The 22753-nt window shown below is 67.5% G+C and carries 20 protein-coding genes; 6 read left to right on the forward strand and 14 right to left on the reverse strand.

Features of this window, described 5'->3' with window-relative positions; translation table 11 throughout:
* The first annotated feature begins 46 nt into the window (after positions 1 to 46).
* From EAH68_RS01360 to EAH68_RS01380, 5 genes are all read left to right on the forward strand, one after another.
* Complete coding sequence (locus EAH68_RS01360) at positions 47 to 1153, forward strand: FecCD family ABC transporter permease (protein ID WP_126119532.1); 1107 nt, start codon at positions 47 to 49, stop codon at positions 1151 to 1153.
* Positions 1150 to 2232 carry a FecCD family ABC transporter permease gene (locus EAH68_RS01365; RefSeq protein ID WP_241228230.1) on the forward strand — a complete coding sequence of 361 codons (1083 nt, stop codon included), beginning with the start codon at positions 1150 to 1152 and terminating at the stop codon, positions 2230 to 2232. The genes EAH68_RS01360 and EAH68_RS01365 overlap by 4 nt, the downstream gene beginning before the upstream one ends.
* Before the next feature lie 8 nt (positions 2233 to 2240).
* Positions 2241 to 3020, forward strand: coding sequence for an ABC transporter ATP-binding protein (locus EAH68_RS01370; protein WP_126119533.1), 780 nt, complete (start codon positions 2241 to 2243; stop codon positions 3018 to 3020).
* 70 nt (positions 3021 to 3090) lie between these two features.
* A complete protein-coding gene (fepB, locus tag EAH68_RS01375) occupies positions 3091 to 4152 on the forward strand; it encodes a Fe2+-enterobactin ABC transporter substrate-binding protein (protein ID WP_126119534.1) in 1062 nt (353 codons plus the stop codon).
* Between the two features lie 76 nt (positions 4153 to 4228).
* Positions 4229 to 5149, forward strand: coding sequence for a response regulator transcription factor (locus EAH68_RS01380; protein ID WP_126119535.1), 921 nt, complete (start codon positions 4229 to 4231; stop codon positions 5147 to 5149).
* Here the strand turns inward: EAH68_RS01380 and EAH68_RS01385 are convergent.
* The 7 genes from EAH68_RS01385 to EAH68_RS01415 all read right to left on the reverse strand — a co-directional run bounded on the left by EAH68_RS01385 (position 5146) and on the right by EAH68_RS01415 (position 13609).
* Entirely contained in the window at positions 5146 to 6294 is a 1149-nt protein-coding gene (locus EAH68_RS01385) for a class II histone deacetylase (RefSeq protein ID WP_126119536.1), read from the reverse strand. The genes EAH68_RS01380 and EAH68_RS01385 overlap by 4 nt on opposite strands.
* A gap of 170 nt (positions 6295 to 6464) precedes the next feature.
* Entirely contained in the window at positions 6465 to 7823 is a 1359-nt protein-coding gene (locus EAH68_RS01390) for a trimethylamine monooxygenase (protein ID WP_126119537.1), read from the reverse strand.
* Between the two features lie 517 nt (positions 7824 to 8340).
* A complete protein-coding gene (locus EAH68_RS01395) occupies positions 8341 to 8889 on the reverse strand; it encodes a maleylpyruvate isomerase N-terminal domain-containing protein (protein WP_126119538.1) in 549 nt (182 codons plus the stop codon).
* Positions 8890 to 8895: 6 nt separating this feature from the next.
* Entirely contained in the window at positions 8896 to 10020 is a 1125-nt protein-coding gene (locus EAH68_RS01400) for a cupin domain-containing protein (protein ID WP_126119539.1), read from the reverse strand.
* 29 nt (positions 10021 to 10049) lie between these two features.
* Positions 10050 to 11423, reverse strand: a complete 1374-nt coding sequence (locus EAH68_RS01405) for an MFS transporter (protein WP_126119540.1) — start codon at positions 11421 to 11423, stop codon at positions 10050 to 10052.
* Between the two features lie 7 nt (positions 11424 to 11430).
* Positions 11431 to 12312 (reverse strand): fumarylacetoacetate hydrolase family protein, encoded by an 882-nt coding sequence (locus EAH68_RS01410; protein WP_126119541.1) that lies wholly within the window; start codon positions 12310 to 12312, stop codon positions 11431 to 11433.
* Positions 12313 to 12367: 55 nt separating this feature from the next.
* Positions 12368 to 13609, reverse strand: coding sequence for an FAD-dependent monooxygenase (locus EAH68_RS01415; protein ID WP_126119542.1), 1242 nt, complete (start codon positions 13607 to 13609; stop codon positions 12368 to 12370).
* A gap of 48 nt (positions 13610 to 13657) precedes the next feature.
* On the opposite strand from EAH68_RS01415, the gene EAH68_RS01420 reads away from it, so the two are divergent.
* Positions 13658 to 14464 (forward strand): IclR family transcriptional regulator, encoded by an 807-nt coding sequence (locus EAH68_RS01420; RefSeq protein WP_126119543.1) that lies wholly within the window; start codon positions 13658 to 13660, stop codon positions 14462 to 14464.
* On the opposite strand, the gene EAH68_RS01425 is transcribed toward EAH68_RS01420, so the two are convergent.
* The 7 genes from EAH68_RS01425 to EAH68_RS14680 all read right to left on the reverse strand — a co-directional run bounded on the left by EAH68_RS01425 (position 14448) and on the right by EAH68_RS14680 (position 22633).
* Positions 14448 to 15569 carry a DUF418 domain-containing protein gene (locus tag EAH68_RS01425; RefSeq protein ID WP_126119544.1) on the reverse strand — a complete coding sequence of 374 codons (1122 nt, stop codon included), beginning with the start codon at positions 15567 to 15569 and terminating at the stop codon, positions 14448 to 14450. The genes EAH68_RS01420 and EAH68_RS01425 overlap by 17 nt on opposite strands.
* Positions 15569 to 16684: an ATP-binding cassette domain-containing protein gene (locus EAH68_RS01430; protein ID WP_241228231.1), complete on the reverse strand. Its 1116-nt coding sequence runs from the start codon at positions 16682 to 16684 to the stop codon at positions 15569 to 15571. The genes EAH68_RS01425 and EAH68_RS01430 overlap by 1 nt, the downstream gene beginning before the upstream one ends.
* Positions 16681 to 17376: an energy-coupling factor transporter transmembrane component T family protein gene (locus EAH68_RS01435; protein ID WP_126119545.1), complete on the reverse strand. Its 696-nt coding sequence runs from the start codon at positions 17374 to 17376 to the stop codon at positions 16681 to 16683. Before EAH68_RS01435 ends, EAH68_RS01430 begins: the two co-directional genes overlap by 4 nt.
* Positions 17376 to 18161: an ECF transporter S component gene (locus tag EAH68_RS01440; protein ID WP_126119546.1), complete on the reverse strand. Its 786-nt coding sequence runs from the start codon at positions 18159 to 18161 to the stop codon at positions 17376 to 17378. The genes EAH68_RS01435 and EAH68_RS01440 overlap by 1 nt, the downstream gene beginning before the upstream one ends.
* 84 nt (positions 18162 to 18245) lie before the next feature.
* A complete protein-coding gene (locus EAH68_RS01445) occupies positions 18246 to 19199 on the reverse strand; it encodes a nucleoside hydrolase (RefSeq protein ID WP_126119547.1) in 954 nt (317 codons plus the stop codon).
* Positions 19200 to 19210: 11 nt separating this feature from the next.
* Entirely contained in the window at positions 19211 to 21601 is a 2391-nt protein-coding gene (ppsA, locus tag EAH68_RS01450; protein ID WP_126119548.1) for a phosphoenolpyruvate synthase, read from the reverse strand.
* A 276-nt stretch (positions 21602 to 21877) separates the two neighbouring features.
* The gene (locus tag EAH68_RS14680) at positions 21878 to 22633 is read right to left on the reverse strand and encodes a hypothetical protein (RefSeq protein ID WP_164546369.1); all 756 of its coding nucleotides are present in this window, start codon (positions 22631 to 22633) and stop codon (positions 21878 to 21880) included.
* Between the last annotated feature and the right edge of the window lie 120 nt (positions 22634 to 22753).

The raw sequence follows: 22753 nt of genomic DNA on the forward strand, positions 1-22753 counted from the left end.
ATTCCCGCCATTCCTGTGAAGGAACCCGCCCGGAAAGAGCCCCACGATGTCCTCCCCGTCCATCTCTGTCGCCCCCGCGCCACCTACCCGGTCCCGGCTCCGGCCGGAGCCGAACACCTGGATCCGTTCCCTCGGGCTGGCGGCGATCATCGCAGTGGCGATGATCGGCCTGATGGTGCTCAGCCTGTTGGTCGGGGCACGTGCCACCAACTCCGCGGAGGTACTGGCGGTGATCCCGCAGTCCCTGCGCTATGCCATGGATCCCGCCTTTGCCGCGACGATGCCCTTCCATGACCTGGTCATCCTCGTCGGCGGCATGCGGGTGCCGCGGACCTTCCTGGCTCTGATCGCCGGGGCTGCGCTCGGTGCCGCCGGAGCGCTCATCCAGGGTTTCACCCGCAACCCGCTGGCCGATCCCGGCATCCTGGGCATCAACGCCGGTGCCGCCGCTGCGGTGGCGGTCTCCCTGGCGTTGGGTGTCGTCTCCTCCCCCGACCACTTCGTCTGGCCGGCACTGATCGGCGCCAGCGCCGCCACACTGGTGGTCTTTGTCCTGGCCTCCGCCGGCCCCATCGCCGACAGCCCGCTCGGCTACATCCTGGCAGGCATGGCGCTCAGCGCCCTGCTCATGTCGGTGGTCAACGCACTGATGCTCAAAGATGCCGCGATCCTCGACGCCCTGCGCCTGTGGGCCACCGGTTCCGTGGCCAACCGGGATTTCAGCGTGGTCAAGGCGGTGCTGCCGCTGCTCATTCTCGGGCTCATCGCCGCGCTGCTGCTGGGGCGCACCCTCAACCTGCTGAGCCTCGGCGATGAGCTCGCCGCTGCCCTCGGCATCAACGTCACTGTCTCCCGCCTGGTGGGCATGTCCACCGTCGCGGTGCTCGGTGCGGTCGCGGTGGCGTGCGCCGGACCGGTGATGTTCATCGGCCTGGCCGCCCCGCACATGGTCCGCGCGGTCACCGGCCCTGACCACCGGGCAATCATCCCACTGTCCATCGGCCTGGGAGCGCTGCTCGCGCTGGTCGCAGACATCCTCGGACGGCTCATCGCCCGCCCCGGGGAACTGCCCATGGGTATCGTGCTGGCGTTGATCGGCGTGCCCTTCTTCATCATGCTCATCCGGCGCGGCAGGCTGCGGGGCGCACTGTGAGCACCACCGTCCATAAACCCGCCGCACTGCGCACCGGGCTGGTCTCCTGGCAGTGGAACCTGCGCCTGGCCTGCTGGCTGGTGCTCACCGCCGTGGCCACCGTCCTGTTCATGGCGCTGGGTATCACCCTGGGTGACTACCCCCTCACGCTCACCGAGGTGCTCACTGTCTTCGCCGGTGGAGGTACCGCCATCGAGCAGAAGGTGGTCCTGGACCTGCGGCTGGGCCGCGCGGTTGTCGGCGCCGCCGTGGGGGCCTGCCTGGCCTTCTCCGGGGCGCTGACCCAGACGGTGGCGCGCAACCCGCTGGCCAGCCCGGACATCCTCGGCATCACCAACGGGGCCTCCCTGGCCGCGGTCGCCGCGCTCATCCTCGGCGGGGCCGGGGCGGGCGGCACCCTCAGTGTCGGCGCGGAAGCGATGGTCTCCTCCCTCGGCGTGCCGGGCACAGCCGTGGTCGGTGCGTTGCTCATCGCCGCGCTCATCTGGTTCATCGCGGGCCCCGTGCGTGGCGACATGATGAGCCTGGTCCTCATCGGCGTCGGCTGCTCCATCCTGCTCTCCGCGCTGACCACCTGGCTGCTGGCCTGGGCGGAGCTGGACCGGGCGGCGGAGGCCCGCATGTGGCTGACGGGCAGCCTCAACGGCCGCGACCTCAACCACGCCTGGGCTCCGCTGGTGGTCTCCCTGCTGGCCATCGCCGCCGCCGGCTGGCTGGCCTTCCAGCTCGCCGCACTCTCCCTCGGCGAGGCCACCGCGCACGTGCTGGGCCACAACGTGAGGATCACCCAGATGATTCAGCTGCTCACCGCGGTCATCCTCGCGGCGGTGGCGGTGTCTGCGGCGGGTCCCATCGGTTTCATCGCCTTCGTCACCCCGCAGATCGCGCGCCGGCTGGCCGGCACCGCCACTCCCCCGCTGGTGCTCTCCGCTTTCTGCGGGGCGGCGCTGCTCACCGGCGCCGATCTGTTCACCCGCACGGTGGTGCCGTGGGAACTACCAGTCGGTGTGGTCACCGCCTTCTTCGGCGCGCCCGTGCTGCTGTATCTGATCATCTCGAACAACCGGAAAGTCAGGTGAGGGCCACCGTGTCTGCCGCCAAACTCGCCCTGCGGGACGTCTCCGTCGGCTACGGCCCGCGCCAGGTCATCCACGACGTCACCCTGGACATCCCGGCCGGTGCCGTGACCACGCTCATCGGCCCGAACGGCTGCGGGAAATCCACCCTGCTCAAATCGATGTGCGGGCTGCTCGAGCACAGCGGGGAGATTCTTCTCGACGCCCGCCCCCTCCACACCTATCCCCGCCGCGAACGCGCCCGCCTGCTGACCATGCTGCCACAGACCCCCACCGCCCCGGAGGGGCTGACGGTACGCCAGCTCATCGCCCGGGGACGCCACCCCCACCAGTCCTGGCTGCAGCGCTGGTCGGCCGCCGACGAGCAGGCCGTAGACGAGGCGGTGCGCGCCGCGGGACTGGAGGAGCTGGTGGACCGCGGCGTCGGCACGCTCTCCGGTGGCCAACGCCAGCGCGTGTGGATCGCCATGGTGCTCGCCCAGGACACCGCGACGGTGCTTCTCGACGAACCCACCACCTACCTCGACCTCGCCCACAGCCTCAAGGTCCTGGAGCTGGTCACCGAACTCCAGGCCACGGCCGGGCGCACCATCGTCATGGTGCTCCACGACCTCAACCTGGCCGCGCGTTTCTCCGACCACCTGATCATCGTCGGTCCGGACGGCCGGATCGCCGCCACGGGCACCCCCGGACAGGTGTTGACGGAGGCGAACCTGGCGAAAGCTTTCAGACTATCAGCGCTGGTCAGCGAGGATCCCGTCAGTGGCGGTCCCCTGGTCATCCCCCGTTGAGCCTCGCCGCACCCATTCCTTAGGTTAGGCTCTCCTATCGCAACCGTTCCCGACCAACACCGGAGCCCTCATGAACCTCCCCCGCATCTCCTCTTCTCGCCTCCACCGTCCGCTGGCCGCGGTCAGCGCCGCCGCCATCGCCCTCGGCGGCCTGACCGCCTGCGCGGAGTCCGGGGACAATGCCAGCACCACCACGACCGAGTCGACGAGCACCGCGGCAGCCGATGACGCCGCCTGGCCCCGCACCATCGAAACGGTCGACGGCGAGGGCAACGACACCGAGGTCACCCTCGAGTCGGCACCGGAGCGGATCGTCTCCGCCTCCGTCACCCTCACCGGTTCCCTGCTCGCACTCGACGCCCCCGTGGTGGGCTCCGGCGGTGGGCAGGGCTCCTCCCCGATCTTCACCGACGAGGAGGGCTTCGGCATCCAGTGGGCGGACCTTGCCCTGGAGCGCGACGTCGAGCCGCTGTACCAGATCGAGCCGAACGTCGAGGCCATCCTCGCGCAGGACCCGGACCTGGTGGTCATGTCCAACGTCGGCCAGGACTCGGCGACCGCCGTCTACGAGCAGCTTGCCGAGGTCGTCCCGGTTCTGGTCATCGACTACTCCAACCAGAGCTGGCAGGAGGTGACCACCTACCTCGGCGAGGCCACCGGCCGCGAGGAGGAGGCCACCGAGCTCATCGCTGGCTTCGAGGACAAGGTCACCGAGGCGGCCGAGTCCATCACCCTGCCGCCGCAGCCGGTGAACATCATCTCGCTGGGACGTGAGGGCGGAATGAACTTCTTCACCACCGAATCCGCCCAGGGCCAGCTCTTCGAGGAACTCGGCTTCGATGTCCTCGTCCCCGCCGAGGACCTCGTGGGCACCACCGCCCAGGGCACCGACCGTGGCGACATCAAGGGTGTGAACCCGGAGAACATCGCCCCGGCACTCGCAGGTGAAACGGTCTTCGCGCTCAACACCGCCGGCGGCACCCCGGCCGAGGAGACCGTCCGCACCAACCCGGCACTGGCCGAGAACACCGCCGTCGCCGAGGACCGCGTCTACGGCCTGGCCCCGGAATTCTTCCGCCTGGACTACTTCTCCGCGATCAAGCTGGTGGAGTACCTCGACGAAGAGTTCTAAACCGGGAGGTTCACCGGAATTTCCGGCATGTTCGCCCCCGGGAGGAACTATCCTGGACGCTTGGAGGAGGACTGTCATGCCCCGTGATTTTGCAGCCTCGTTTTCACTGTTGAGAGAACTTATCCCCTTTGATGCGGCCCAGCTTCTCCGGTTGCAGCAGGGCAAACGGCCGCAGGAGGTGTTCCGCACCGGATACTCCTCCAACGCCGCCTGGGCCCTGGCGCACATGTTCCCGGTGAAATACCCGGGAGGATTCACCCAGCTGGCCAGCGCCGACGCTCCCCTGCCGCCGACGATCTCCACCGCGACGATCCGGGGTGAGTTCACCCGCTCGGAACTGTTCCGCGATTATCTGGGGGCGGAAGGATACGCCGAGGGCATGACACTGGAGCTCTACACTGACTCCGGCCCGATCGGGATGGCGCATTTCTCCAGCCGCACCCCACGTGCCTTTGAAGGCGCTCCCCGGAAGGCCGCACTCGCGGTCTCCGGGCTGCTCGGCCACCTGGTGGACATGGTGCCGGAGAGCGACTCCCCTGACTGGCCGGTGACGGTGGACGCCTCCCTCAAAGAGACCCTCGAGCAGGATGAGGAATTCCAGGAGCATGTGCGGGAGTTCCAGAAGTCCCCCCTTGCCTTCGTGGAACACCTCTGGTGGCTGGACACGCAACTGGTCTACGTGGGCCTCGTGCAGCCCGGACACGCCGAGGTGCGGGTGGCCACCGCAGTGGAAACGGCAGGCCTCTCCCGGCAGGAGGTCCAGGTCCTGAGCATCCTGTGCTGTGGCGTCTCGGATGCGGAGATCGCGGCCCGCCTGCACCTGAGTGTCCGTACCGTCCAGTCCCATGTGGGCTCGCTACGCCGGAAACTGGGAGCGGAGAGTCGGCTCGAGGCCGTGGTCATCGCCCTGGGGGCAGGCATCTATGTGCCGCATCCCCGGTGGGCGCCCCTGCGCCAGATCGCGCGGGGGCGCCTACCCGACAGCGGTGCCGTCTAGCTGACGGACACCCGGTCAGCCGCCGGGACCTTGTCCACCAGTTTGGCGGCTTCCGCCACCTCATGCTTCTGGTGGTCGAAGTAGTCGTCGACCCCCTGGGTGGAGAACAGGACCTGGAAGGGATCCCCGAAACCGGTCTCCACGCCGGTGAGGACCTCCAGCACCCCGAGACCGCAGACGGGCAGGTAATAGGGGCTGTAGCCACCTTCCTGTGCGAAGACGATCCTGCCGTCGCAGATCTCATCGGCGGCCTCGAGGATCAGCTCCGTCATGTTCTTGAAGCCCTGCTGGGTGACCATCTGACGTGCCAGTGGATCCATCACGGAAGCATCGAAACCGCTGGCCACGATAATCAGCTCCGGCTGGAACTTCTCCAGCGCCGGCACCACGACATCCCGCATCGCCGCCTCGTAGACGGCGTTGCCGCTGCCGGGCGGAAGCGGGATGTTCAGCGCCGCACCTTCACCGGCACCCTCGCCGTTGTGCTCGCGGAAGCCGGATTCCGGCGGGTAGCACTTGTTCTGGTGGAGGGAGACGGTGAGTACCTCCGGATTGTCCCACCAGATGTCCTGGGTTCCGTTGCCGTGGTGGACATCCCAGTCGACGATGGCCACACGACTGATACCCAGTTCCTCGCGGGCGTAGGCCGCGGCGACAGAGCAGTTGTTGAACAGGCAGAAGCCCATGCCGCGGGCCCGCTCGGCGTGGTGGCCGGGCGGGTTTACCAGGGCGTAGGCCGTGTCGACCTCACCCTCCAGCACCGCCCGGACCGCGCGTTTCACGCCACCTGCCGCCAGCCGGGCGATGTCGTATCCGCCCTTGCCGAAGGGGGTCGCACCGTCGCCGGCGTCACCACCCTTGTCCGTCTCCGACTGGGACTCGATCGAGTCCACCATCTCCGGGGTGTGCACGCGGAGGATGTCCTCCCTGGTGGCGTACTCGGCCTGCAGGACGGTCAGCTCATCGCGCAGCGGGGAGACCTGCACTGCCTCATGAAAACGACGCTTGGTGTCGGCATGGGCGACATGGTGTCCGATCGGCTGCAGACCCGCCCCGGGATCAGCTGGCGTGAAACCGCCGCTGCCTGTGTCCACCCAGCCGTACAGGGTGTCCCAGAGATATCCGACCTTGCGCTTGGTGCTCATGTGAAGTGCCTTCCTTGAAGGGTTGCCTGCTGAACACTGATCACCATATTGAGAGATGCCCCACATCCGATACCGCAAAACTACTGAACTTGTTTCCGGCTGAAAACGACGAAACCTCCCGCTCGGACCCTGATGAAGGGCCGGGCGGGAGGCAGGCGTCGATAAGCGGCTTAGTTGCGCTTGGTGGCGGGCTCGCGGCCCTCGAAGACGTCGCGGGCGTCGTCGCGCTCCGGGGTGGAGAGGTAACGCTCGAGCGAGTCATCCAGCTCCAGCATCCACGGGGTGTGGTGCTGGGCAGCCCTGGTACCGGTCATCACCGAGGTGTAGGTGACGTCGCGGTAGTTGAGGATGTCATCGCGCTTGGACTGGATCCACTCCTTGAAGATGCCGCACACGGTGTCCAGGTCGAACATCGGGTAGTCGGTCTGCTCGATCAGGTCACGGACATAAGCACCCTGGAAGTCGACCTGGTCCTCCATGGAGTCCAGCTTGTCGAAGCGCTCCAGCCACGCGTCGATGCTCTTGCGCTGCTCCTCCTTGCTCGGCAGCTCGCGCTCACCGAGGATGACGTCGCGGACGTACCAGGCCTGGGCGTCGAACATGTTGAAGGTGAACCACTGGTCCTGGGCACCCAGGTAGAACATCTGGTTGTTCTTCTCCCACACGACACCGCGGTACAGGTTGTCCGGGTAGACGTTGTTCGGGGAATCCAGCGACAGGGACTCCGGGAGGAACGGGTAGTGGTGGATGTAGCCGGTGCACAGGACCACGGCGTCGAACTTGCGCTGCAGTCCGTTGGAGAAGTGTGCGGTGTTGCCGTCGAACTTCTCGACGAGCGGCTGCTCCTCCATGCCCTCCGGCCAGTCGAAGCCCATCGGGGCGCTGCGGTAGGAGAAGGTCACGGAGCGGGCACCCATCTTGAAGGCCTGGGTGCCGATGTCCTCGGCGGAGTAGCTCGCGCCGATGAGCAGGACATCCTTGTCGGCCAGGGCCTCGGCACCACGGAACTCGTGGGCGTGGACGATCTGACCCGGGAAGGTGTCGATGCCCTCGAAGTGCGGGACGTTCGGGAAGGTGAAGTGACCGGAGGCCACGATCACGTGGTCGAACTCATTGGCCTCGGTCTCACCGGTGCGCAGGTTCTCCACGTTCACGGTGAAGGTCCTGGTGTTCTCGTCGAAGTCGACCCAGCGCACGGCGTGGGCGAACTTCACGAACTTCTTGACGTCGGACTTCTCCGCGCGGCCGGCGATGTAGTCCCAGAGGGCCTCACGCGGCGGGTAGGAGGAGACGGGGCGACCGAAGTGCTCATCGAAGGTGTACTCCGCAAACTCCAGGCCCTCCTTCGGGCCGTTCGACCAGAGATTGCGGTACATCGAGGTGTGCACGGGCTCGCCGTACTGGTCAGTGCCGGTGCGCCAGGTGAAGTTCCACTGGCCACCCCAGTCATCCTGCTTCTCGTAGCAGACGATCTCGGGCATCTCGTGGCCCTTCTTCGCTGCGGACTCGAATGCGCGCAGCTGCGCCATTCCGCTCGGACCTGCCCCAATGATTGCAATACGCTTAGTCAAGCATGCCTTTCCGACCCGATCCCTCGGGCCACGGTTAATGCGTCGCGTTCCGGGGCAAGGGCCCACTGGCAGGCATGCCAGGGGCGCCGAGCCGCGCTGTACGCGGCGACTTCCTCATCAAGTTATCTACTCATCAACGTGGCCTTCGGGGCGTACCTACAATGCACGTCCTGCCGGGAGAATTCAGAGGGGCCGCCGCACCTGAAACGAGGTCTGCGACAGCCACCATTAATAACCGAAAACTCTGAACCGGGCCACACCCAGGTCAAAAGCTTAACACATAATTCACGAATGCGCACTTTCCCCGATGAATGTGAAAGGTTGAGGCTTGCATGCATATCAATCAAAAAGCCTGTTCAGAGGGCAGATTGAGCGAACAGAGATGTTCCCCAAAATTTAACGTGTTGGGGACTTGACAGCATTTGCAGGGAGGGTTCCCGGCGCACCCGGTGGCACTCGGCGGACGGTTTCCCTCTCAACGCAGGAGCAGACGCTCCAGCTCCCCGGCACGTCGGCCCCGCAGCTGCTCCGGAATGAAGCTCTCCGACTCCCCGAGATCCAGGAGCACTGTCGCCCGCCACAGATCCACCGCACGGTCCCCCAGCAGCTGGGCCGGTGTGGTCTCGCTGCGGTTTTCCGTGTGGACCGGAGTGGACCACAGGTGTTCCGGCAGATCCCGCCATTCCACGTCCAGGTGCACCGCAGAATGCTGGAAGAGGTTGTGCAGCGCCTGCGGCGGCAGGGTGGCCCCGTACCGGATGACCTCTGCTGGAACGGTGCGCAGCTGCGCATCCGGCCCCTCTCCCCCACGGAGTCGGGCGCACAGTTCCGCGAACTCCCGGGCCTGGTGGCCCAGCAGTGAGATCACCTCCGCCCGGCTGACACCCGGCAGGATGGTCACTGTCGGGTAGTCCCCCGTCCGCATCTGGTGGAGGACACGGAGGAAGTTGGCGGTGGCCCGGCGGGCCAGGTGCAGATCCCCCCGGATCCGCGGATCGGTCGCCCGATCCAGACGCTCAGCCATACTGGATCAGCCTCTGCTACCCGGCAGGTAGTGCCCGGTCTCCGGGAGGTAGACCCGCTGGAACTGCAGGCGTTCCACGATCGGGGCATCCGAGAAGCGGAACAGATCCAGCTGGGACTCTGAACGCAGCGACCAAGAGGTCCAGGAGGGGACGACGAAGAGATCGCCCTTGGTCAGGCGGGTGACCTCGCCATCGAGTTCCACCTCACCGGTGCCCTCGAAGACCTGCCAGACCGAGGATCCGACCTCCCGGCGCGGGGCGGTGCGGGTTTCCGGGCGCAGGCGGTGGAACTCACAGCGGATCGTCGGCAGGACGTCTCCGCCGTTGGTGGGGTTGGTGTACTTGATGGCGGCATGGCCGGGTTCCACGGTGGCCGGGTAGCCCTCGTCCTCCAGGGCGAGCTGGTCGGTCAGAGCCTGGTCGGTGTACTCCCAGCGGTAGGCCGCGACCGGGGTCGCCACGGTGGACTCCTGGTGCGAGAGCGGGGTCAGGCCGGGGTGTGCCCACATGCGCTCGGCCCGGGAGGTCGCGGGTGTCGCCTCATCCGTGACCCGCTCGGAGCCGTACTCGAAGAAGCCGAAGTCCATGTCGTGGACGAAGGGGGCGTCCAGGCCGTCGATCCAGGCCATCGGGTGGCCGGTGTCATTGTGGTGGCCGTGGAAGCACCAGCCCGGAGTGAGCAGCAGGTCTCCGCGGCGCATCGCCACCGGGTCCCCGTTGACCACGGTCCACACCCCCTCGCCCTCCACGACGAAGCGGAAGGCGTTCTGGGAGTGACGGTGCTCGGGTGCGGTTTCGCCGGGGCCCAGCCACTGGATCGCAGCCCACAGGGTCGGGGTGGCGTAGGCCGTGGGCGCCAGGCCCGGGTTCTTGAGGCCGATGGCCCGGCGTTCGCCGCCGCGGCCCACCGGGACCAGTTCCCCGGAGCGCTGCGCGATCTTCTTCAGCTTCGCCCACTCCCACACATGCGGCACAGCCGAGGGCTTCGGGTGCTCGGGCATGAGGTCACTCGTCTGCGTCCACAGGGGTGCCGTCGAGTTGGCCTCGAAGTCGGCGTAGAGGGCGTCGAGTTCCGGGCTCGGTTCCGGCTGGTTGGGCGCGGAGGTGATCACGGTGGACTGGTTCGACATGGAGGTGCTCCTTGTGGCTGTTGGGGGTGCTAGGCCTTGGTGGCAACGGGCTGGGCGGGCTCGGACTGCTCGGTGACCGTGGTCGTGGTCGTGGTCTCAACCTTTCCCGTGAACCGGCGGTTGCCCAGGGGGACGATGACACCGGCCGCGATGATCATCGGGACGAGGAAGAGGTAGTAGAGGGAATCCGCGGTCCAGCCGCCGTCAAGAAGCGCGCCGACGATGATCGGAGAGAGGATGGCACCGATACGGCCGGCGCCGATGACGAAGCCGACGGCGGCGGCCCGGACCTCCGCGGCGTAGAACTGCGGGCCGAGGGCGAACAGTCCGGCCATGCAGGCGCTGGTGATGAAGCCGAGAAAAGCTGCGGCCGTGATCGCGGTGGACAGGGAGAACAGGCTGGAGGCGAAGGCCACGAAGCCTGCGCCGGCGAGCAGGAAGGCGACGATGAGGCTCCGCTGGACCGTGAAGCGGGCGGCGACGGGACCGAAGAGGACCGCACCGAAGATGCCGCCGAGGCTGAACATCGTGCCGGCCAGCACGCCGTTCTCATCGGAGAAGCCGCTGACCACGATCAGGCGTGGGGTCCAGGAGTTGGCGAAGTAGAAGCCTGCCATGAGCATGAAGAACGCGGTGCTGATGAGGATGGTGATCAGGCCGGAGCGACCGGTGAAGATCTGGCCCCAACGGCCGGCGACAGAGATGGCGGTCCGGGCGGTGGGCAGCTCCGGGATGGCGGACTGCCCGATCCGGGCCAGGATGCTGTTGATCTTCGCCAGTGCGTGGTTGGGGCGGCGGGTGACAAGGTAGTCGATGGACTCGGGCACGTAGCGCAGGATGAAGGGGACGAGCGCGATGTTGATCACTGCGCCCAGCAGGAAGATGGCGCGCCAGCCGAACTCGCTGAGCAGCAGGGCTGCCACGAGACCACCGAGGACGCCGCCGATGGGCTGGCCTGCAGTGTAGAGACTGAGGGAGATGGGTCGACGCTTCGCAGAGGAGTACTCCGCGACGACCACGTTCAGGCAGGCCTGGAGGGTACCGATGGCCACGCCGGTGAGGATGCGCAGGATCAGCAGCATCTCGTAGCTGGTGGACATCGCCGCCAGACCCATGCCCACGGCGATGAAGACGGTGCACCAGAGGATGGTGGCGCGGCGGCCGACGATGTCGGCGATCTGCGAGACGAAGATCGAGCCGGCGGCCATGCCGAAGAGCGCGGCGCTGAGCAGCAGGCCCAGCTGGGCGCCGGACAGGTCCCACTCGTTGCTGATGGAGCTGGCGCTGAAGGCCATGGCCAGGACGTCGAAGCCGTCCGACATGTTCAGGGCGACGCAGACGCCGATGATCCAGAGCTGGGCCCGGGACATCGGGGCCGTGTCAATGCGGTTTCTCAGGTCCATGGTGTCCCTACTTCGTCGTCTCGATGAGAACCTGGGCGCCGGGTCGGTCGGCGTAGGCGATGGCGTTGCTGGCGGAGGCCACGACGGAGAGGGTGCCGATGCCCTCGATGGTCACGCTGACTGGGGAGCCGTCCTTGATGGGTCCGACACCCGCCGGGGTGCCGGTGACGATGACATCGCCCGGGCACAGCGTCATGACGGAGCTGGCGTAGGCGATCAGCTGGGGCACGTCGAAGATGAGCTCGGAGGTGTTGGTGTCCTGGCGCAGCTCGCCGTCGACGTGGCTCTGGAGGGCCAGGTTGCCGGCGTCGGGCAGCTCGTCGGTGCGCACGATCCAGGGGCCGATCGGGGTGAAGGTGTCGTAGGACTTGCGCGTGGAGCGGTCCTCGGTGGAACGCACGGTCATGTCCAGGGAGGCGGTGTAGCCGAAGACGTGGTCGAGGGCGTCCTCCCGGGAGATGTGGCGGCCGCCGCGGCCGATGACCACGGCCAGCTCGCCCTCCTGGTCGGTGCGCTTGTCGTGGTAGGGGATCTCCACGGTGTCGCCCTCGCCGATCACGGAGGTGTTCGCCTTGAGGAAGACGCCGTACTCGGCGATGGTCTTCTGCTCGGACATCTCGATCTTGTGGTCGATGTAGTTGACCGGGGCGGCGATGATCTTGCCCGGTCGGGCGATCGGCGCAGCCAGCGGGGTCGAGGCGAGGTCGACCTGCTCGAACTGATCCAGCTGAAGGGAATCCAGGAAGGAGTCGATCATCTCCTCCTCGAACAGCGGCAGCCAGGGGCCGCCGTGGCGGGCCGGGGGAAGCGGGAGTGCGCCGGTGACGTCATATGCGCGGTCCGCCACGATGACCAGGGCCCGGTTGTCCTTCGTTGCTGCGATCTTCATTGTGTGCCTTTCGTGAAATGGTGATGTGGTGCTGGTGGTGCGGGGTGGGTCGGGATCAGGCGTAGGCGGCCTGGTGGGTCCTGGTGTCTTCGTCGATGAGGGGCTGGATGCGGTCGAGGTAGATCCAGTCGGCGTAGTTGAAGAGGTTGAGGTCCTCGCGCTTGAGCAGCTCGTTGCGCATCAGACGGGAGCCGCCGTCGGCGTGGCAGATCTCGCCGAACAGACGCGCGCGGGTCTGGACCTCTCCGGTGCGGGGCACACGGATCTCGGTGAAATCGGAGATCACCTGGGGCCACGGGGTGGCGGAGCCGGTGCTGTGGCGGCCAGCCAGGACCTCCAGGGTCTTGGCATCCTCGAGTGCCTGGCAGCAGCCCTGCGCCAGGTACTGGAGCATCGGGTGTGCGGCATCGCCGAGAAGGACGACGCGTCCCTCGCCCCAGAAGTCGGCCGGCTCGCGGTCGAAGAGCGGCCACCGGCGCTGGCGGCCGATGTGCTCGACCGAGTGGCGGACGCGGGGATGGCAGTCGGCGAAGATGGCGTCGAGTTCCTCGACGTCACCGAAGTTCTCCTCGCCGCGCAGGAATTTCTGCGATTCGAAGACGGCGACGATGTTGAGGACCGCGCCTGCGCGCAGACGGTACTGCACGAGGTGGCAGCCGGGGCCTGCCCAGACGACGACGTCGTTGAGATCCTGCTCGTCCTCGATGGCATCGGCCGGGATCGTTCCGCGATACGCAACGTATCCGGAGGCGACGACCTCGTCGCCCACGAACTCCTTGCGGAGGTTGGAGTGCAGGCCGTCGGCGCCGATGACGACGTCCGCCTCGAAACGGCGGCCGTCCGCAGCCTGTGCGACGGCCCCCTCCGGCCCCTCGGTGACCTCCTCGATGCGGGTGTCGGTGAGCAGTCGGGTGCCGGCCGCGCGGCAGGCGTCGAGAAGGATGGCGTGCAGGTCGGTGCGGTGGATGACGATGTAGGGCGCGCCGTAACGTTCCTGGAACTCCTCACCCAGGGGCATGCGGGTGATCTCTTCGCCGGTGAGAGCGTCCTTCATGATGATGTTCTCGGGATGGAAGCCGATCTGGGAGACCTTGTCCAGCAGTCCCCAGCTGTCCAGGATCCGGATGGCGTTCGGGCCGAGCTGCAGTCCGGCACCGACCTCACCGAAGGCCTCCGCCTGTTCGGCCACGGTGGTCTCGTAGCCTACCTTGGACAGTGCCAGGGCGGTGGCGAGTCCGCCGATGCCGCCGCCTACGACAAGGGCGTTTTCTTTGTCTGCGTTCTTTGTGTGAGCCATGCCACGAAGGTATTGCCTTTGTGTACCAGTACTCAATACGATTCCGCCATGCGCAACAAACCTCTGCCGGAACGCCCCCAGGGGGCGGTGGGATCCCTCGACCGCGGGCTGCAGCTGCTGCAGGTGATCAGGGACTATGGAAGTCTCCGTGTCACAGACGCCGCCGCCCAACTGGGGGTGTCCCGTTCCAGTGCACACCGTCTCCTGCAGACCCTGGTCTTCCGGGGATTCGCCACCCAGGGTGATGACCACGTCTACTATCCGGGCAGTGCCCTGGACGCCAGTCCCGCCCGGCGCGCCTGGATCGGCGAGTTCCGCCGGATCTGCGAACCGCACATGGAGGTGCTCGCCCGGCGGAGCAACGAATCGGCGAACCTCATGATCCGGGTCGGTGGCAACGTCCGATTCCTGCAGACGACGCGGGCGTCGACAAAGCACGCCACCAACGACCGCACCGGCATCGTCATGCCCGCGCGTGCTTCCTCGGGTGGCAAAGCTCTGCTGGCGGAACTGTCCGATGGGGAGCTGGAGAAGCTCTACCGGGATCCGCTGCTGGGTGAGAACACCAACTATCTGGATGAGGCGGAGTTCGCTGTCCTCCGGGAGCAGCTGGCCACCATCCGGGAGCGCGGTTTCGCGGTCAACTTCGAGGAGACGGAGCGCGGGGTGGCCGCTGTGGGAGTGGTCCTCCACGACGGGGAACAGCGCGGCATCGGGGCGTTGACCGTGTCCACGCAGACCGCCCGTTTCAGCGGGCAGATCCGCGCCTCCCTGCTGGATCTCATCATGGCGGCGAAAAGGGAGATCGAACAGGATCTCCAGTTGACCGACCTGGGCTTCAGTTCCCAGCTCTAGGAGAACTCCCCACCGAGTTCTCGACTGAGTTCTCGATGACCCGGTGCACGCCCCACTCCAGTGGGCCGCGGCGGAAGCGCCAGCGCCACAGCGAGGCGAAGAGGAGCAGGACCACCAGCTGGGCACCGAACATCCACAGCCAGGTCGGCTCCATGGTGACGGGTGCGACCGCCAGTGTTTCCTGGGGCGTGTACATGGTCCAGCCGAAGTCCCCCTCAGGCAGCGGGCGGAACTGACCGTCGTAGGCGGTGTCCAGGCTGATGAGGTTGTCCCGGCTCCAGCCGGTGGTGATCAGGTGGGCGACGTAGACGGTCAGCGACATCGACCCCAGCGCCCGGAGCGGGTAGCTGACCCACACCACCGCCTCCACGCGGCAGAGCAGCACACACAGTCCGGTGACCATCATTGCCGCACCGGCCGAACCCACGACATCGAACAGGCCACCGGTGTGCGGTTCGCCCTGCAGGTAGGCGCCGACCGGGTTGAGGATGTCCCCGGGGCCGACCCGGAAGTCGGTGAGTTCGATGATCAGCTGTACGGCAGCGAGCAGGAGCAGGCCGGTGCCCGCCAGCCACACCTGCCGGGCGGTTGTCCCCCGGGTGACCACCAGGCGGTGGATGAGCAGTCCCACCGTGAGGTAGGCCAGCCAGGCCAGGAGCGGGTAGGTGCCGGTGAGCAGGTCCGCCACGGCGTGGTCGCCCCAGTTGATCACGTAGTACGTATCGGCTGCGATGAGCAGGGGTCCGGTCAGCACCAGTACCGCCAGCAGGATGGCCAGGCGGCGGGCCGACCAGGCCACCACGGGGATGAGCAGCACATAGCTCAGTCCGATCGCGGTGAGCACCTCCACGATCCCGGTCTGTGCCAGGGACAGCATGAGCCCGAGCCCCACCAGGATCACCCCGCGCAGCAGGAGCCGGAAGCGGGTGTCAGGCAGCTCTCCGGGTGCCCGGGCCGAGATGATGCCCATGGACACGCCCGCGAGCACGGCGAAGAGCACGGAGGGGTAGCCGCCGGTGACGGGATAACCGGGTCCGAGGTGTGCGGCCATCATCCCGATGAGCGCGAGTGCACGGGCGAGATCAAGGCCGTGGAGGCGGGTCATCACCCCAGTTTAAACTCCCGCACCCGGGCATACCGGGCGACCTCCGCGATGAAAGCAGCGTCGTGGCAGGTCAGCACCAGCGCAGTCCCGGCGCGCAACTGCCCGGCGATGAGGTGGTGCATCTCCTGGCGGCCCCGCCGGTCGAGGCCGACGTCGGGCTCATCGGCGAGTATGACGGGCCGGCCGAGTCCGGCCACGGCACGGAACTGGGCCAGCAGCAGATCCGTGGCACCCAGGTCCAGGGGATGGGTTTCCGGGTCCAGGCCGGGCACCTGCGTGCCGACGAAGCCCCGCACGGTCGTGTCCACCACCTGGTCCGCGGCGCGCTGCAGCATCAGCGAAACACCCACGCCGGTGCCCGGCGCGCCGTCGAGACCGGCGAGTGCGCGCAGCAGGGTGGTCTTGCCGGAGCCATTGGGTCCGTGCAGCCATAGCACCCCACCGGGGACCACGGTGAGATCCACGGGTCCGACGGTGAATTCCCGGACTGTGGGTCTGCGGAACTGCCACCAGCGGCGCCGCTGCCCGCCCCGGTGTCCGGTCACCTCGCCCAGCTGCACCGGTTCAGCACCGGGGCTGACGGGGTCGGGCAGCTGGATCGGGGCGTCGGTGGGAGGGGCGTCGACAAGCGGGTGAACCTCGCCGGGCAGCTGTGGGTGGGCCTGGTGACCCAGCACCACCACGGCCGTGTCCGGCAGGGAGGTGCACAGGGTGACCAGGCGGTCGGTGGAGTCCTCGTCCAGCCCGGCGAAAGGGCCGTCGAGCACCAGCACGGCAGGTTCGAGCACCGCGACGGTGGCCACGGCCAGACGGCGGGTCTGCCCGCCGGACAGCTCCGCGGGATCTGCCTCGGCGAGCTCGGCCAGGCCCAGCAGGTGCAGGATGTGCTCCACCCTGCGCTGCATCTCCGGCCGTTCGACACCCCGCTGCTCCAGGCCGAAGGCCACCTCCTCCGCGACGGTCGCGCGCAGCATGCTGATGTGCGCGGCGGCGTCCTGGCCGACCACGCCGACGTCCCGGTGTTCCCGGTGCAGCTGTTCGGCGAGACGCGACAGACCCTGCCCGGATTCACCGGTCACCTGCACCACCTCCCCGGCGTGCAGGGGCGGCCTCACAGGAGCACCCCCACCACGGCGAGCAGTGGCATCAGCACCCGGAAGGCCTGCTGAGTGCGGCTGTCCGGGACGGGCCGCAGGAGAGTGCGCCGGCCGGGCAGGTCCAGCCCGGTGGTCTCCAGGACCGCGGATTTCTGCACGTTTGCCGTGAGCAGGTGCGTCATCACCGGCACCACCACGGCCGGGAGGACGGTGCCTACGTGGATGCGGCGCCCGGCCAGGCGGTTGGCGTCGCGGACCTGGGTGACGGTGCGCCGGGCCTGGGGCAGCAGCTGCAGGGCGGCGGTGACGACATAGGCCAGCCGCACGCCCAGGGGACTGACCTGCAGGGCCTTGGCCAGCTCGGTGACCCGGATGCAGGCGGCGGCGGTGAGGAAGGCGGCCATGAGAGCGGTGAAACGCGCGGTGAGCGTCCCGGCGGTGCCCAGCCCGTCCAGCGTCAGCAGCGGTGCCAACCGCTGCGTGCCGTAGGGGGCGTGGACCAGCAGCATGGACAGCCCCGTCGGTGCCGCGAGCAGCACGGTCGTGGCGATCACCGAGGCATTGCGCGTGTGCCAGGTCCCCAGCGCCCAGGCCGTGGCCGTCACGGCCAGGGAGAACTGCCAGGTGTTGATCCCCAGGACCAGGATCCACGCACTCGCCCCGGCCACCAGAGCGCTGAAGGGGTGGACCGTGACCCGCGCGCTGCCCATCAGCCCACCGGCGCCGGGGTCGGTTCCGCGGCAGGTTCCGGCGCGGGCCGGAAGGAGCGCAGGGTGCGCTCGGGCAGGGCCTTGACCGCGGCGTAGACCACAACCAGGACCACGAGCTTGTCCAGCGGATCAGAGATGAAGGACTGGAAGGTCACCGAGGCCAGCAGGGAGTTGCCCAGTTCGCGGAAGAGCGAGACCACCGCGCCGGTACCCACCCCGGCGGTGCCGCCGTAGACGAAGGCGGCGACCGGGGCGGCCAGCGCGCCGCAGATCACACCGAGCGCCACCCCGGAGACCACCAGCCTCCAGATCTTCCGGAAGGCCCCGGCGCGGATGAGCCAGCCGGCCAGCCAACCGGTGGCCCCGGCCACCGCCGCAAAGGGCAGGGCCGCCGGGTTGAGCAGGCCCCAGACCACGGAGCTCAGCGTGCCGGTGGCCAGGCCGGCGACCGGGCCCGCCAGGGCGGCGACGAGCACGGTGCCCACCGCATCCAGGTAGAGGGGCAGACCCACCGAGCCGACGATCTGGCCGATGAGGATGTTGAGCACCAGCGCCACCGGAATCACCGCGATGGTGCGTGCGGGCAGGGCGGGCAGGGTCGCGGCCAGCAGGAGCACGGCACCGCCGACATAACCGGCGAGGGTGATCAGGGCCTCGGTGGATCCCCCGACCGAATCCCAGTCGGCGGGGCGGGTGAGCACCAGCCAGAGCCAGGTGGCGGCGACCAGGGCCGCTCCGGCGATGGCCAGGCCGCGGCGGGCGGGGGTCATGGGCAGCTGTGACATGGGGATGGGTCCTCTAGGGGCATTCAGGATGGACACGATCGCCCGCCCTATGTCACCTCGGGCAGGCCTCAAGCGTGGCCGAGTCTAATGGACCGCCCCGGGCCCGGCCAAAGCACGCGCGGCACGGTCAAGCTCCCCGTGGGCTGTACCGATGTCCGCGGCGGTGACCAGCCGCGCGTTCTGCGGGCGGTGCCAGTGCCCGCGCAGATCCGCCACCGAGGTGCCCCGCATGAGCGGGCTGTCCGCCTCCACCGCGATGGTCGTCGCCACATCCTCGAAGCCGATCTTCCCCAGCGCGATCATGCAGGTGAGCAGGTCATGGATCTGCGCCTGGTAACCCTCCCCCTGTGCGTGGTGGAATTCGAAATAGAAACGCAGGATGTCCTCGAGCCGGGCGGCGACGGGCGAGTCTCCGAGGGCGTCGATAAGCAGCAGCAACCTGTCCGGGTCCACCAGGAACTGCTCGGTGACCTCGAGTGAGCACAACCGGATGCGCGCGCCGGGCGGGTTGTCGAAGACCTGCGCCGCCGCATGCGGATCGACCCAGAAATTCCACTCCGCTGTGGGCGTGGTGTTGCCGCGGTAGTTCACGGCACCGCCCATCACCGTGACATGCCGCAGCCGCGCATAATGCTCCGGGTGGCTGCGCCGGAAGGCGTCGAGGTCGGTCAGCGGGCCAGTGACAATCAGCCGCAGGTCCGCGTGCTTATCGACACCCTCCCGCCACACCTCCTCCCAGTCCCCGCCCGGCGCCTCCGGCACCTCGAGGTAGCCCAGGCCCGTGGGCCCGTGGGTCTCCGGGGTGGTGGTCAGCGCCACCTGGCGCGGGCCGGACTCGCCGGCCACGACAGGCACGTCGATGCCCAGCTGGTCCAGCACCCACCGGGCGTTGCCCGCCGCCTGGGTGGCGGTGGTGTTGCCGGCGGTGGTGGTCACCCCGACGAGTTCGATCTCCCCCAGGTGGTGCAGGGCACCGAGGTAGATCAGCGCGAGGGTGTCGTCGATGCCGGGGTCACAGTCGATGAGGACAGGGGTCATGGCTGCCCAGCTTATCCACCCGCTCCTGCGTCCTCCGCCTCTGCGATGACCGGCACGGTCTTCAGCACCGAATCCGGGTTCAGCGACATCGAGTCGATGCCCTGTTCCACGAGGAAGGCCGCGAAATCCGGGTAGTTGCTCGGGCCCTGCCCGCACAGTCCGACGGTGATGCCCGCCGTGTGGGCCCGGGCGATGACGTCCGCGATCATGCGGGTCACCGCCGGGTCGCGTTCATCGAAGCTGGATGCGAGGATCTCCGAGTCCCGGTCCACCCCGAGGGTGAGCTGGGTCAGGTCGTTGGAGCCGATGGAGAAGCCGTCGAAAAGCGGGGCGAAGTCCTCGGCGAGGATGACATTGGAGGGCACCTCGCACATCATGTACAGCTGCAGGCCGTTCTCCCCGCGGACCAGTCCGTGGGCAGCCATCGCCGCGAGCACCCGCTCGGCCTCCGGCACGGTGCGCACGAACGGCACCATCACCGCCAGGTTGGTGAAGCCCAGCTTCTCCCGCACCCGTTTCAGCGCCAGGCACTCCAGCTCGAAGCCGTCGCGGTAGCGGTCATCGTCGTAGCGGGAGGCGCCGCGGAAGCCCAGCATCGGGTTCTCCTCCACCGGCTCGAAGGCGCGCCCGCCGAGCAGGTGGGCGTACTCGTTGGTCTTGAAATCACTGAGACGGACGATCACCGGGCGCGGATAATACGGCGCGCAGAGTTTGCCCAGCCCGGTGGCCAGCCGGTCGATGAAGTACTCTCGCGGATCCGCATAACCGGCGGTCAGCTCCCGGACCTGCGCCAGCTCCTCCGCAGACTCCACCCGGTCCGGGTGTACCAGCGCCATGGGGTGGACCTTGATCACATCCGCGATGAGGAACTCCAGCCGGGCCAGACCCACCCCGGCCACGGGCAGGCGCCACCAGCGGAAGGCCGCCGCCGGGCTGGCCACGTTGACCATCACGTGGGTGCGGGTCTCCGGCAGGGCCTCCAGATCCACCTGCTCCGTGCTCCAGCGCAGCTTCCCCTCGTAGACATGGCCCTGCTCGCCCTCGGCGCAGGACAGGGTGATCTGCTGGCCGTCGACAAGCTCCTTCGTCGCGGTGCCCGCCCCGACGATGGCCGGCACCCCCAGCTCGCGGCTGATGATCGCGGCATGGCTGGTCGGCCCGCCGTGATCAGTGATGATGCCCGCGGCCCGTTTCATCACCGGCCCCCAGTCCGGGTCGGTCATCTCCGCCACGAGGATCGCTCCGTCGCGGAAATTGCCGATGTCCGCCACACTGCGGATCACGCACACCTCACCGGCGGTGACGGCGTCCCCGATCGCCGACCCGGAGAGGAGCCGCTTCCCCGTCTCCTCCAGGTGGTAGAGGGTGAACTCCGTGGCGCTGCGCCGCGACTGCACTGTCTCCGGGCGCGCCTGCACGACGAACAGCTCCCCGCTCAGCCCGTCCCGGGCCCACTCGATGTCCAGCGGCCGGCCGTAGTGTTCCTCGAGGATCACGGACCAGCGGGCGAGTTCGAGCATCTCGGCATCATCGAGCACCAGCGCGGTGCGTTCGCCTTCGTCGGTGTCCACCAGCTCCGTGCCGGCCCCGCCACCCGAGTCATAGACCAGTTTGATCTTCTTGGCACCGACGGTGCGCTCGATGATCGGGGCCAGGGATTCGTCGGCGAGCAGGGGCTTGTAGACGACGTATTTATCCGGGTCCACCGTGCCCTGCACCACCGTCTCCCCCAGCCCCCAGGTGGCGCTGATGACCGTGGTGTCCGGGAAACCGCTCTCCGTGTCCAGGGTGAACATCACCCCGGAGGCCCCCACATCGGAACGCACCATCAGCTGCACCCCGACGGACAGCGCCACCTGGAGATCATCGAAACCCTTCAGCGCCCGGTAGGTGATCGCCCGGTCCGTGAACAAGGAGGCGAAACAGTCCCGGCAGGCCTGCAGCAGCGCCGCCTCCCCTACCACGTTGAGGAAGGTCTCCTGCTGCCCGGCGAAACTCGCCTCCGGCAGGTCCTCCGCCGTCGCACTGCTGCGTACTGCCACAGCCGGTGCCTCCCCACTGCTGCGTCGGGCAAGTTCCCGGTAGGCCTCGGTGACGGCCTGCTCGACGGGGGCGGGGAGGGAGGCCTCGAGAAACTCACGCCGCAGGGTCTGCCCCGCCTTCTCCAGGGGTGTGCCCTCCTCCCGGAACCCGCGCAACGTGTCCCGGATTCTGTGCTCAAGACCGTTTTCCTCCACGAAGAGCCGGTAGGCGTCAGCCGTCAGCGCGAAACCACCGGGAACCCGCACCCCCCTCTCCGAGAGCTGGCCGATCATCTCGCCCAGCGAGGCGTTCTTACCGCCCACCCGGGGAAGATCTCCCAGACTGATGTCCTCGAACCACAGGATGTACGACTGTTCCACCGGTGCCTCCACTGCCCACGGACTGCGCTTGATCTGCACTTGACTCCGAGGTTACGCGCGGATATCGGCCTGTCAGAGGAGTTGGAGGATCAGTTGAGTCACCGTTGACACAAGGAAAGATCACGGGCGGCGTAGACGGCCGGACAGTCAATCTCCTTCCACCGCTACGGAGAAACCGTGTTCCGAAATGGAGGAATTGAAAATTTGCCAGAATAAGGTAATCCGTTTCTGTGGAAAGAAGTGAAGATGACATCCTCTCCCCCATTCCTGCGCGAACTACGCGGCAGCATCTACGACGTCAGGGACCTGGACTCGATCGCCATCCTGCTGAGCGACGCGGAGACCTCCCGCGGCCTCTACCGTTTGAGCTTCGACGACGGAGAAGCCTATGTCGGCCAGTCCGTCAACGTCATCACCAGGTTCGTCGGTCACCGAAAGCGTTGGGACGACATCGTCACCTTTGAGTTCTTCCCCCTGCCCACGGGGGATCTTGACGGTCCCGAACGGCAGTTGATCACCTGGACAGAGGCTTCGGCCGGCGTCCGTAATATCCGGGATACTCGCAGGCCCCACGGCCATGCCCCGCTGGAGATCATCACCGAGCAGGGGCTCAGCGTCGCCCTGCCCTGGGAGAGGGAGGCCCGGGTGCGACCGGACCAGGAACCCGCCACCAGCAGCGCCGGAAAATTCACGGAGCTGGCCTGCACCGTGGAGTACGAGGTCCTCCGTGACCTCGTGGGTTGGTACCTCTATGAGACCATCCCCGACCCGGTCAACACGGTCCGTCAGCTCTGGACGAGCACCTGCCTGCCGAGCACAAACAAAAACAGATACCACAGGCGGTTGCTCGTCGTTAACGCAGGAAATCTTGAGGTACTCGTCGCTTACCAGGGCAAAGAAGATGGTCAATGGATGGATGACATCTTCATCAACACCGATGTCATCGATGATATCGCCCCACTTCAGGACCCGAATCGGATGTGGTGGGTGGAGAAGGGCCGCTATTCCCTCACGGACGTGACCACCTGGCATTTTCCACGAGAGAATCTTGAGTTAATCCTCCGGGGAGAAATCGAGTTCCCTCATCTCGACCTGCTGGTGGAGTGCGCCTACCGGCTCAACGTCCGGCTGATGAGGCAGGGTTCGACCATG

The sequence above is a fragment of the Corynebacterium hylobatis genome, from assembly GCF_003955685.1.
GTDB lineage: Bacteria > Actinomycetota > Actinomycetes > Mycobacteriales > Mycobacteriaceae > Corynebacterium > Corynebacterium hylobatis.